The sequence below is a fragment of the Bdellovibrio sp. HAGR004 genome (assembly GCF_055397015.1).
The window spans coordinates 3,378,335-3,390,139 of the sequence record NZ_AP029176.1; the positions used below are offsets into that span (position 1 = coordinate 3,378,335).

Annotated in this window: 10 protein-coding genes; 2 read left to right on the forward strand and 8 right to left on the reverse strand. The window is 49.7% G+C overall.

The window, feature by feature from the left end; translation table 11 throughout:
- Positions 1 to 2,679, forward strand: a complete 2,679-nt coding sequence (locus ACZ5ZV_RS16785) for a phosphoenolpyruvate synthase (protein ID WP_464118323.1) — start codon at positions 1 to 3, stop codon at positions 2,677 to 2,679.
- Between the two features lie 134 nt (positions 2,680 to 2,813).
- Here the strand turns inward: ACZ5ZV_RS16785 and ACZ5ZV_RS16790 are convergent, their stop codons facing one another.
- Positions 2,814 to 4,025: a hypothetical protein gene (locus ACZ5ZV_RS16790; protein ID WP_464118324.1), complete on the reverse strand. Its 1,212-nt coding sequence runs from the start codon at positions 4,023 to 4,025 to the stop codon at positions 2,814 to 2,816.
- Positions 4,026 to 4,317: 292 nt separating this feature from the next.
- Here ACZ5ZV_RS16790 and ACZ5ZV_RS16795 point away from each other — a divergent pair, with 292 nt between their 5' ends.
- Positions 4,318 to 4,659 (forward strand): hypothetical protein, encoded by a 342-nt coding sequence (locus ACZ5ZV_RS16795; RefSeq protein ID WP_464118325.1) that lies wholly within the window; start codon positions 4,318 to 4,320, stop codon positions 4,657 to 4,659.
- Between the two features lie 11 nt (positions 4,660 to 4,670).
- Here the strand turns inward: ACZ5ZV_RS16795 and ACZ5ZV_RS16800 are convergent, their stop codons facing one another.
- The 7 genes from ACZ5ZV_RS16800 to ACZ5ZV_RS16830 are packed head-to-tail and all read right to left on the reverse strand — an operon-like array spanning position 4,671 to position 11,695.
- On the reverse strand, positions 4,671 to 5,768 hold the full coding sequence (locus ACZ5ZV_RS16800; protein ID WP_464118327.1) for a BtaA family protein: 1,098 nt from the start codon (positions 5,766 to 5,768) through the stop codon (positions 4,671 to 4,673).
- 12 nt (positions 5,769 to 5,780) lie between these two features.
- Positions 5,781 to 6,848 carry a hypothetical protein gene (locus tag ACZ5ZV_RS16805; protein WP_464118329.1) on the reverse strand — a complete coding sequence of 356 codons (1,068 nt, stop codon included), beginning with the start codon at positions 6,846 to 6,848 and terminating at the stop codon, positions 5,781 to 5,783.
- A 1-nt stretch (position 6,849) separates the two neighbouring features.
- Positions 6,850 to 7,545 (reverse strand): outer membrane lipoprotein-sorting protein, encoded by a 696-nt coding sequence (locus ACZ5ZV_RS16810; RefSeq protein ID WP_464118331.1) that lies wholly within the window; start codon positions 7,543 to 7,545, stop codon positions 6,850 to 6,852.
- 9 nt (positions 7,546 to 7,554) lie between these two features.
- Complete coding sequence (locus ACZ5ZV_RS16815) at positions 7,555 to 9,684, reverse strand: dehydrogenase (protein WP_464118333.1); 2,130 nt, start codon at positions 9,682 to 9,684, stop codon at positions 7,555 to 7,557.
- Complete coding sequence (locus ACZ5ZV_RS16820; protein ID WP_464121431.1) at positions 9,659 to 10,528, reverse strand: SDR family oxidoreductase; 870 nt, start codon at positions 10,526 to 10,528, stop codon at positions 9,659 to 9,661. Before ACZ5ZV_RS16820 ends, ACZ5ZV_RS16815 begins: the two co-directional genes overlap by 26 nt.
- Positions 10,529 to 10,540: 12 nt before the next feature.
- Positions 10,541 to 10,678: a hypothetical protein gene (locus ACZ5ZV_RS16825; protein ID WP_464118334.1), complete on the reverse strand. Its 138-nt coding sequence runs from the start codon at positions 10,676 to 10,678 to the stop codon at positions 10,541 to 10,543.
- An 18-nt stretch (positions 10,679 to 10,696) separates the two neighbouring features.
- Positions 10,697 to 11,695, reverse strand: a complete 999-nt coding sequence (locus ACZ5ZV_RS16830) for a diacylglycerol/lipid kinase family protein (protein ID WP_464118335.1) — start codon at positions 11,693 to 11,695, stop codon at positions 10,697 to 10,699.
- Positions 11,696 to 11,805: the final 110 nt, after the last annotated feature.

Consider the following 11,805-nt stretch of genomic DNA (forward strand, 5'->3'; position numbering starts at 1 on the left):
ATGCTAGTCACCCCGAAATCGACCCTGTTTTTTGCAAAGAATGAGGCCGGAGGAAAAGGCTTTAACCTTTACCTGATGTCACAAGCAGGTCTGCCTGTTCCTGAGTGGGTGGTTTTCGGAAAAAGATACTTCCATGACTTCCTGCAATCTGATGACGTGAAGCTGAATCTGGAAAATATTCTGGATCGTCTGCTCCGTCAGGAAATCACGGCGGCTCAGGCCGAAAAAGACATCAATGCCCTGTTTGAACAAACCGATTTGCCCCCGACTGTGGCGACTTCACTGGAGGCCGCACTGAAAGATCTGGGCGCGGATAAGGTGTTCTCGGTGCGCTCCTCTGCCGCTGATGAAGACAGCCTCGCACACTCGTTTGCCGGGCAACTTTCAAGCTTTCTCTATGTCTCTGGCAAAGAAGATATCTTGAAGTACATCCGCCAGTGCTGGGCTTCGGCCTTTTCGGAACGCGGCTTGGTCTATCGGTTGGAAAACAAAATCGATCTAAAAAAGATATCTGTCTCTGTGGTGTTACAGCGAATGATAGACCCGGATAAATCCGGGGTTCTGTTCACCTGTGATCCTGTGGCCAAGAAAACGGATTCTTATGTGGTCTCTGCCGTGTATGGCGTTGGTGAGGGTCTGGTGTCCGGGGCGCTGGATGCGGATTCTTTCTGGCTGGATGCCAAAACTGGCAAACTGCTGCGGGAAGAACTGGTTGAAAAGAAAGAGATGATGAAAAAGTCCGCGTCGGGTCATTGTGAAATGAAGCCCGTTGCTGCAGAAAAGGTGAATACATCTTCTTTGAGTACCGACGAACTTCAGGGCCTCTATCGCCTGGGGCACAAGATTCAGGAACAGTATCACCGCCCCCAGGACATCGAGTGGGCCGTTGAAGGTGGCAAAATCTATATTTTGCAAACTCGTCCCGTGACCAGCCTGGATCAGGATCTGATCGGGTATCCGAATCTGTGGGACAATTCCAATATCATTGAATCCTATGGCGGTCTGACGTCACCTTTGAGCTTTAGTTTTGCCCTTCGTAACTATAAGGCCGTCTATGTCCAATTCTGCGAGGTTCTGGGGGTTCCCAACGACATCATCAAGGATATGGATTCCTACCTAAGTTACATGCTGGGTTCTTTGAACGGTCGCGTGTACTACAATCTTTTTAACTGGTACAAGCTGGTGGGTGTTTTACCGGGCTTTAAGCAGAACCGCGAATTCATGGAAACCATGATGGGTGTTTCTGAAGCTCTCAGTGATGAAATCGCCGACCGTATCAAACCTCACCCGTCGTGGGACACACCCATGGGACGCGTGCGCAAAATGGTGACGGGATATAACTTTATCAAGTATCACTTCACGATTCAAAAGGTGGTCGACGACTTCCTGACAACCTTCCATAAGGATTATGATCGCTTCCGCGCCATGCCTTTAAAGCGCATGCGGGGCGATCAGTTGATCCGCGTCTATATGGATGTGGAAAGAAACATGCTGGGCCGCTGGAAGGCACCGATCATCAATGACTTCCTGTGTATGGTGCACTTCGGTTTATTAAGAAAGCTCACCACCACCTGGCTGAAGGAGCTTGATTCCACGATTCAGAATGACCTTCTGGCCGGTGAAGGCGGACTGGAAAGTGCAGAACCTACAAAGGCATTGTTACGACTGGCTCACAAGGCCCATCAGAACGAAGGTTTGCGCCAGCTAATTGAGACCACGGACCCGAAAGAGGGCCTGGAGGCTTTGAATCAATCCCCGTACACTGAATTCTACAAGATGGTCCTGGACTATCTGGATCGCTTCGGCTTCCGCTGCATGAGCGAAATGAAGCTGGAGGAAATCGATCTTCTGACGGATCCAAGCTATCTGTTTGTCTGCCTGAAAAACTACTTAAAATCCGGACAGGTTGAGGTCCACGACGACAGCCACGAAAAGAATCTGCGCCAGAAAGCCGAGGAAAAAGTCGCCGGACATCTGACGGGATTCAAAAAGAAGATCTATTTCTGGGTGCTAAAACACGCCCGTAAAGCTGTGAAGAATCGCGAAAACACACGCTTTGCCCGTACACGTATCTATGGCATTGCCCGCACCATCTTCCAGTCCATCGGTGAAGATCTGGCGGCGCTGGGAGCTCTGGATCATCCACGGGATATTTTCTGGCTGACCATTGAGGAAGTCTTTGGAATCTACAATGGAACCCTGCCGTCCTTTAACCTGAAAGCCATTGTCGAGCTTCGCAAAAAAGACTACGCCGTTTTCGGCGAAGAAACCGATCCACGTGTTTTAACCCGTGGCGCGGTTTATTGGAATAATCAGTTCATCAAAGAAGAAGAGCTGCCTGCATCGTCTGAAACGGGTGATTGGGATCTGAAGGGTCTGCCTTGCTGTCCGGGAGTGCTGGAAGGCGTGGTGAAAGTCATCATCAACCCAAGCGACAATCTGGAACTCAACGGTGAGATTCTGGTCACGGCCAGAACCGATCCGGGTTGGGTCCCCTTGTACCCGTCGATTTCAGGCTTGCTGGTGGAACGCGGAAGCTTACTGTCTCACTCAGCCATCGTCGCCCGTGAGATGGGTATCCCCGCGATTGTCAGTATTCCGGGACTGACCAAGAAACTAAAAACCGGCATGCGGGTCCGTATCGACGCCAAAGCCGGAACAATTAAAATCCTCGATTAAAGAGGTACCTGCTCACTTCTGCAGAAGCGGCGAGTTATTTGTCCGAAATCGGAATCTTAAAAATGCGAAACGGCCCTAAAATGGGCCGTTTTCGTTTCTGCCGCAGAGCTTCTGTAAAAGTGAGCAGGTACCTTTTAGAGGTTGAGGGTGCCTTGTTCGAGTTGGTCGAGGCCTTTAAAGATGGCCTTCATTTGGTCTGAGAAGACTGTGGAGACCTTTTCGTCCAGATCGACCGTTGTACATGGCACAGCACCAATCAACTTCTTCAGCACCTTACACTTTGTCACCGTCGAACAACGGGTGTTGTTACAAGCCACGGCCTTACCATTAAAGAAACTGAGTGTCGGGTTGTTCATAAAAGCCTGCGTGTCGATAGCCTCAGAGCAGGCCTTGCGTCTGTTGCCGCTTTTATCAGAAGGACACATCCAGTCCTTCACCGCTTCGATCATATCCGCACGGGAGGACTGCAAAGAAAGGGGTTTCACCGTTGGCGTCAGCAATGTGAAGTGGATCGTCGCCTGAGGAATCAAAGAATCCACCGGAGAGAACACTTTATAGAAACCAAGACCGCGCGTGAATGTACCAAAGGAATCAACATAAGGAGAATTCACAGGCTTCAGACGAAGACATTTCTTCGTTGTACATTCCAAAGTTTTCTGAATGATTCGAGACGTTGTCCCGATGCGAGTGAGATTCTCAGGATAGTAACCCACGTCGTGATAGTACCAGTTGCCATCACTCATCATTTCCTGGAAATCAGAAGATGCGAAAGAACCAAAGACCGGACGACGCCACATTTGGGCTGCTGCCGGAGCCAAAAGCCAGCCGGAATTACACGAATGGAAAACCACAAAAGCGTTGGGAGCCAGAACTTTGCCAATTTCAGCAAATTCCGGGTCTTCGTGATCCAAACGATCACGTTTGTCCTGAAGACGGAAGCCATTATAGGTATTGGCGTGTCCATAGAACTGCAAAGAACTGACAGGCACGTTCAGATACTGCAGTGCCAGAACCAGGCGCTCTTTGCTAAGGTCGTCATTATCCTCTTTGCGAAAACCAAAGCCTTCCTTCGCCAGCATGGATCTTTCCATAGAGAAGGACTCGTTCACTGCACTGATAATCACACGTTGTCTTTGCGGGAAACGATCGCGGGAAACAGCGGCCCCCAAGATCGCCGACTTCAGGAACTGAGTGCCTTGATCGTTACCGAAGCCCGCGACAAAGACGTCCGTCGGAACACCTGGGCGAAGCTTCGTCGGTTCAGAGGCAATAAAGTAAGCTTCACTTTTTTGTGCCCAAGAGCCCACCACCAGCGCCAGAGCACCCATCAGAAGTTTCATCTTCATAACAACCCCATCTAAAAAGATATTTATTTAAGCGAGAAAGGTTCTACCACACCCCGTCCCTTTTCCAAAAGCGCCCTCAGATTTCTGCTCTGGCACATGAAAAGACTTCAGCGCCAGGCCGAAGAGTGTCAACTTTCTAGACAGATTTGCTTCTCAACAATAACTCAGAAAAGTCACTTGTCTCGTTTTTAGACAGGCTGTAGGCCCTCATCTACGCCAGAAAGGCCCTGGAATCGGGCATAGAACTGGCATCTCTCCCGATGAGTTTAACTGCAACTATTGGAGTGTTTATATGAAAGTTCTGTCTTCTCTTCTTTTGCTGGTATTGGGTTTTTCGGCAACAACGGCTTCTGCCTATGGTTTGGAGTGCACAACTCAGACTCATAAGATTGACTTTATGACCTTGGATCGTGACGGTGGCGAAGAAACCGTGACTGTTCACTATCTCAGCGAAAAGAAAGAGCGCTTCCTGGTATTGCAGAACAACGCCGGCTCTATCGTGGCCGTTAAGGACAATGCCTTGGATGGCGGAAATTCATCCCGCGGCGTGATTCTGAACTACAACCTGCAGACGGGTCGCGGCGTTCTGGCTCTTGATGGTGACGTCATCGACGTGACGTGCACCAACAAATAATCCTAAATTAACTAGTCCTTTTTGAAGATATGGAACTGGTAAACGCCTGTTCCATCTTTTTTTTGCGCCCACTGATTCGTATCAATCAGTTCAGTCCACCCCTTCAGATCAATAGCCGTTGGCGCCCGCATAAATGAGCGGATCACCATCTGAGTCCCGGCTTTGGATTCCGGATTCAAACGCTGAAGGATCTGATTGGCGTCTCGCTGTTCCAGATAAGAAATTGTGTCAGACAGAGAAATAAAGTCATAGGCGTGCTTTGGAAGTTCTTCCAGCAAATTCCCATGCAGATAGCGCACTTCGGTTTTGGACTTTTTCACCGCGGCCACGATATGTTCATGAGCCTCCAAGGGCAGGCCTTCTTCATAGGCAATACGACCCAGGAAAAGAATCTGCATGAAATAGTTTTTGCGCACCAATTGTGTGCGGAAAATACGATCGAACTCTTCCGTGATAAACTGCCAGGGAGCGCGTTCTTCAGTTTTATGTTCGGCGCGACCGCTGAAGTGGCCTTTATACAGGTATTTGTTAAAAACAAACTCACTGGCAGCCACACGGATAAAGCTGTTCCAACGGATCTTCGGCCAGTGCTTTTCATAAAGCTCGATCTGTTCATGCAAACTTTGAGCGGCAAAAACCTTGCTAAAATCACACTGTAAAACATCGCGGAAAAGATAACCCAGCTTCTGGAAGTGAGACTCCCAGCGCCCCAGCAGGATGAAGCCCTTTTCTTTCCAGCCGTCCACACGGTCATTCCAGTATTGCGTAGCTTCCGGCGAAAGCTTCAGGCGCTGATACAGCTCCACACGATTGTCGCCTTCGTCGTGGCCGCCTTGCAAAGCCCCACGATATCCCAGAAGGAACAGATATTCTTCATAGGTCAAAGTCTTCATCGCCTGCAAACGCAGTTCACAAAGATAAAGCTGGGACACAGACATATCGATGACATCCAGATTTTTCGGATTGCGTGCAATCAAAGGAAGACAGCGGGCACCAGAGCCCGCAATGCTGAACACACGCCCGGCATTTTCCGGCAACAGATCAAACTCGATGCGGGTGTCTTCGTTCGACAGAGTGTAGTTTAAATCTGAGAAGTATTCCTTTGCCATTGCCGACTCCTGTTAAAAAGGCAAGCTGCCTGTCATTTCCAAACGAAGGCCAACAACATAGCCTCCGGTGATTTGTTCATACATATCGTAAAGTCCGCCATCACTGCCCTCATAATTCTGGGCAAAGACCGACGTGGTTAAATAGTCCGTCCAGTTATAGCCATAACTGGCATTCACAAAAAGATCGTTGGTATTAACATTCTGATAGACCTGCATGAACACGTCATGACGACTGGGGTTCCACTGCGCGCTGACGTAATACGAGGTCTGGTATTCAGACTTCGTCAAACTGTTCACTTGAAAGTAAGTCACTTGAGGCAGCACGATCCAGTTCCCCAAAAACAGATCCATTCCCAGGGTCCCAAAGCTGCGATCACTCCTCACCGAATCAGGCAAAGTCGTATCGTCCACATAGCCATATTCAAATTTCGGCACGGCCTGTTCGAAGGCATAGTTGGCCGTCACACCATAGTGGTTGACGTTTAGAATCTGTGCCGTCATGGCTGACAGACTGAAGCCCCAAACATCGGCCTTCACCCGGCCGCCAAAACTGGTGTTTTTATCCTCTTTAAGATCAGGCACCGGGACCGGATATGTGGTCTCTGCCGTTTCGCCGATACCCACCAGATCCAGGGACCAGGATTCTCGTGCATAGGAAAAAGACGCTCCCGTTGGATGGGTCAACTGATCCTGGAACGGATCAAAAAACAGACGTGACCAGCGACGGCCGGACCATACATCCAAAGAAGGCTGTGACCACATTTCACTCCAGCGAATGGCCTGACGACCGACTCGCACATAGAATGAATCCAGTTTAAATTCCAGATAGGCTTCCTGCAGATAGCCACGCGAAGGTGATTTACGGATAAAGGCCTGATCCTCATTGGCTTCAAATTCACCAAAACCTTCCACGAAAACACCGAAAGGCCCCATATTGCTGTTAAGTTTTCCTTTGACGATCAGGCGGTTGGCCAGCTCGTCTTCTTTGCCGCGAATATACTCATAGCGAGGGGCAAACACCAGGTCCGCCCTCGCCATCGGAGTCAGCAATAAAAGAAATAACGGAATCAGGCGCAGCACTTTACTTCATGCTCTCCATATTACGAACTGTGAAGAAGGAATCATTGAAGTCCTTCTTATCCATGGAAAGAATACGGATGTGGCTGACCTGCTTGTTGGTGTCTTCAATTTTCAAAGTGGTCGGACGAACCGCACCAGAGATGTTTTTGTAGTCTTCAAAGCTGGCCCTCTTCAAAACCGTCTTGCCGTTAAGACCCAGGTATTCCGCACGCTGAGGGGCAAAGGTGCCCTTTTTCAACCACAGACGGACCCATGCATAGGTCAGATTGTCCTTGTTTCCCTTGAGCAGCAACTGCACTTCATCCTTGGTCTCGGCTTCTTTGGTCACATCGTAATCTCCGTACCAGCGTGTGCGCGAGATATCACCGTTGGCCACCTGACCGCTCAGCTTCTGAGCCAATGACAAACGCATGGAGCGTTTCAAATTCGGCACATAGGCATGAAAGTCACGGTCCAACATCAGCATGTTGCGACCCTTGTCGCGGGCTGGTTCTTTTGTCACGATCAGGGTTTTATCCTGACCTTTCAAGTACACCTGAAACACTGAGGTGTTTTCCGGAGTTTCAACTTTGATTTTCATTTCATAAGATTCAGCAGGGTTGCGGATATTGTCGGCCTTTTTCACCCACTCGGCCGGATTTTCTGCAAATGCATGCAAAGAGATAAACAAGCTGCTGATCGCCAAAAGTGTCTTCATGACATCTCCTTATTTCTTCCTTCTAGATAACGCGAGTTCTCGGGTCAGGGCAATTTCCTTATCCGTAATGATCCCAGTGTGCCCCTGAATGGCGGCCAGTTGAACTCCATGTCGGCGTGCCATGCGATAGATTTGTTTCACCTTGTTCCATTCAATATCACGGCCCATGGTGAAGGGTTCATACTGCCCTTCCAAAGTCAGCAGGGCCGTTTCGGCCAGACAGGCATACACGGCTTTTCCCGGCAGTCCCATTTCAAAGTTCATTTCCACAGGCCCTGGCAAAACCACTTCGCCTGATTCAATGATTAAAACATCCGGTCGTTTCTTGGCATCTTCGATATCAAAATCCAACGGGCGTGAACAATCACACACCACGGCACCTGGCTTTAAGCGCATCACATCCACGATCTTTTGATCGAAAGCGGACGTCGCTGTCACCAGCACATCCGCGTCCGGTGCCAGCTCATTGGCGTCCGTGGTGATGATGACCTCGCACTTTGGTGACATGGCCTGAATTTCCTGCCTTAGTTCTTCCAAACGATTCAGACGAGGCGCCACCAGACACAGTTTTTTAAAAATCATGGACAGCAGTTTGGCAGAAACCTTCCCGATAGAGCCCGTGGCCCCGATGACCATCGCCATTCCATCCACATAGCCAGTTTCCGGGTTCTGTTTCAACAAGTGCATTCTTTGCACCACATCGGCCAGAGCCCACAAGGTTGCCGATGCACTCAGGCTGTTTCCGGTTGTCACCGGAATCGGACTGTTCTGATTGATAGTCACACCCTGATCACCCACAATCTTGGTGTACGCCCCCAGTCCGATCATTTTTGCTCCCCGGTTGGCGGCATCGTAACAGATGCTTTCAATCTTGCGATAGATCACCTCGGGGTCGGAGGCTTTTAAAACCTTGGGTGTTGCTGGCAGCGCATAGATTACACCATTGATCTCTTTTCCAGTTTCGGCGCTGATAATGTGTTTGATGTGACCATACACGAATGGCGGTGCTTTGGCAGCCATTCGATCAAAGGAATCATTCCATTCCTTCGGCATATGCTTCAACACTCCCAAACCCGGAACATGCATAAAGTCATTGTGAGAAAGTGCATGGATTACGAAGGCAAAGTCCGGTTCGGGCTGCTTGAATATCTTATTGCGAACAGAGTTGATCCCCTGAGATATCTTCGTCTGTGTCGAAGAGTTCCTTGTCATCACATATTTACGCGCAACTTGACGGATTTCGACATCTTCGGTGATCAGCTGTTCCCATTCTTCAATGGAAAGAGCGGCTGTTCTTTTATGCGACAGACGCAGCATCGCATCCAGAACCGAATAGTTCATGTAAGGATGCACGCGGTAGTTTTCAGGGAACAGATTAATAATGCTGCGAGGAGAGTACTTTTTCGCCTCTTCCTCCATCGCCGGATGCGAAGACCAGATCACCAGATCTTTCCCGCGCACGAAGTCCGTGGCCGCATCAAAGAGCAGCAACAGCGGCAGGTCACAGAAGACGTACTGCACGTCCTCCACCTGCGCCGCCAGCGAGGATCGACTGATTTTCTGCAACTTGCTTTGCGCCAAAGGCGTGTTGTTTTTCAGATCCTTGATACTGGCAACATTCAAAGCCAGCTTTGAAATCGTCATCAATCCAGGGAATGGCTGAATCATCCAGGGAAGGCCCAACAAAGAATACGCATCACCGATATACACAGACTTGCGGTAACGATGACGGATGTACTCTTCAAGCTCTGTCGAAAGCACCGCCGTGGGGAAGAAGGTCCCCCGCTCGGGCTGAATGCTACCGGATTCGATATGTTTTACCAGGGAGTTGATATTGGCAATTTCACGCAACCCCGTCCCGTCACACAAAGGCACGGGCGATGGTGTCGCCATAATCTCAAGATACTGCCTGTGCACATAACTTTTCTGATCCAGTTTGATCACCGGCGGAAGACTGGTCAATGCAAAGGCATCGACTTGGTTGCGCAGAGTTTCGATCAGGCGTTTGACAGATTCCACAGAAAAATTGGCACTGAAACGCTGAACCTCGTAATGGTCCCCGGCAAAATCAAATTCATAAGCGGCATCCCAATGCGGACGACCGAAACTGATCTCAGCGATTCGATACGTACGCTTCATAACCGCTCCAGAACTTTTGTTCGTATTGGAAGAATTCTGGACACCATGTCTCGCCCAGGATTGCCCGGGTGGCGGTGGTGTCATAGATGGGGAAATTCATCAGATAGTGCAATTCCTCTTCCGGGAATCGCGCGATGAAACTGGAAATTTTTAAAATCAAAGCTTCAGAAATCTTGTCCACCAGGACAACGCCCTTGTGAGGAATGGCCTGGAATTTCAAAGCCGACGTATACAGATCTCGCACTGACAGTCCTTGATTCGGAGTCACATGGAAACTGTGATAGCCCTGGGGTTTGTCTTGCACCGCCCATTCACAGAACTTTACAATCGCTTCCGCACATTTATCCACGGGCACCAAAGGCAAACGTGTTTTTTCATTCCCTGGAAGAGGCAATGACGTCGGAATGGATTCCACCACCGCGCGGATCTTATTAAATGCTTCAGCAGCATGATAAGGCCCGTCGATCCTTTCAATCGCCCCGGCCTTCGTGTCACCAACCAAAACGCCCAGACGCAGATTGATTCTTCCGGTGGTGTGTCCCACCGGCCAGTTCTGCAGGACCTGTTCTCCGTGAGCTTTGGATTCAGAGTACGCATCAGGAAAGGGTTTGACGAAATTCAAGTCATGAGGTCTTACAACACCCAGACTGGAGTTGATTCCCGCCGCCACGGTGCTGGTGTTCACAAAGAAAGGAATGCGAAGAGCTTCGGCAACTTTTAATGCCGTGCCCATCGCAGAGATATTGTGCTGATAGCAGTCCACTTTCGCGGCGGTCAGATCGTACAGACCCGCCATGTGCAAAAAGACGGAATAGTTTTTTGAGCGCAGGGATTCCAGGTCCAGACCGGCATTCCACTAACACAAATCCCCCTGGACTTCTGTCTTGCCAGAACGGGACAGAACGTCGACTTCGAATTTTTCACGAAGCAAAGGAAGAACTCGCTTGCCAAGGAAGCCTGTGCCCCCCGTTACGAGAATGCGTGGTTTGGTCACTGTGACCTCCGAATAGACTTACTGCCGGACCATCACGGGAAGTCCGCGATGAATGCAGCGGACGGTGATGTCCTGAACGTCTCTGAGAAGGATCTCGCCATCCCCGAAGAAAGTCAAAGAACGCTGGGGATTCTGGCTCTTTAGTCTGAACTCTTTAAGCTCGAACGACTTGAATGCCGACGACTTTTCCACGGTGCCACGGCGGATATGATAAGCCGCCAAAGCCTGCGACGGAATATTATTGGTTTCAGATAAAAGTAAATTGACCGTTCCATCTGTGTTGGAAGTAAACGGAGCCGGCACAAAGCTGGAGCCGATCTTCTGCTGGTTGTTGACCAGGACAATGGGAGAGGTGGTCTCGACATTCACCTTGCCGGGAATTTCAATTTCCAATCCCCAGCCCTCAGGATTCCAGGTGCGAATCGCCTCGGCCGTCATCATAGAATATACGCTCGGGCCCATTTTCTTAACGGCATGATAGCTTTTCTCTGCCAGGAAACGATAGGCTTTCGCCGACTTCGGATTGTTGGCCAGAGCCTGCAAATTAGAACGGAATTTATTGGCCAGTTCCGCAGCTTTGGCCGGAAGACCCAGGCCTCCGTTGGTCAACATATAGGCGCGCTGATCCTGCGCGGATATTTCGATCACATCGATGTTCTTCACGACACCTTCAAAGATGTTGCGAACGGCGGTATCAATTCTATGAGAAACGCCAATTTCGTGCGCCAGATCATTCGCTGTTCCCGATCGAACAATCGCAATCGGAGGAATGTGGGCGCCATCCCGATATTTCATCAGGCACTGCAAGGTCACATTGATCGTCCCATCACCACCACAGATAATAAAGTGATCCGTCTTCTGAGCCATCTCTTCCTGAACAAAATCAAACATTTCCATCATCGTCGAAGGACGACAGAAACGCAGATCGCAGCGGAAAAGCGCTTCACGCACCTTCGCCTCGATCAACTCTGCATTCACAGAGCCTGCTTTTGAATTCACCAGAACAGAGACTCGCATATTATTTCACTCCGAAATAACGATGAAGCAAGTCTCGTACCGCGGATCGATCGCTATGGGAACCAATTAGATTAGATCTCAGACTCTAGAAGTGGGGCTAAAACGTCATT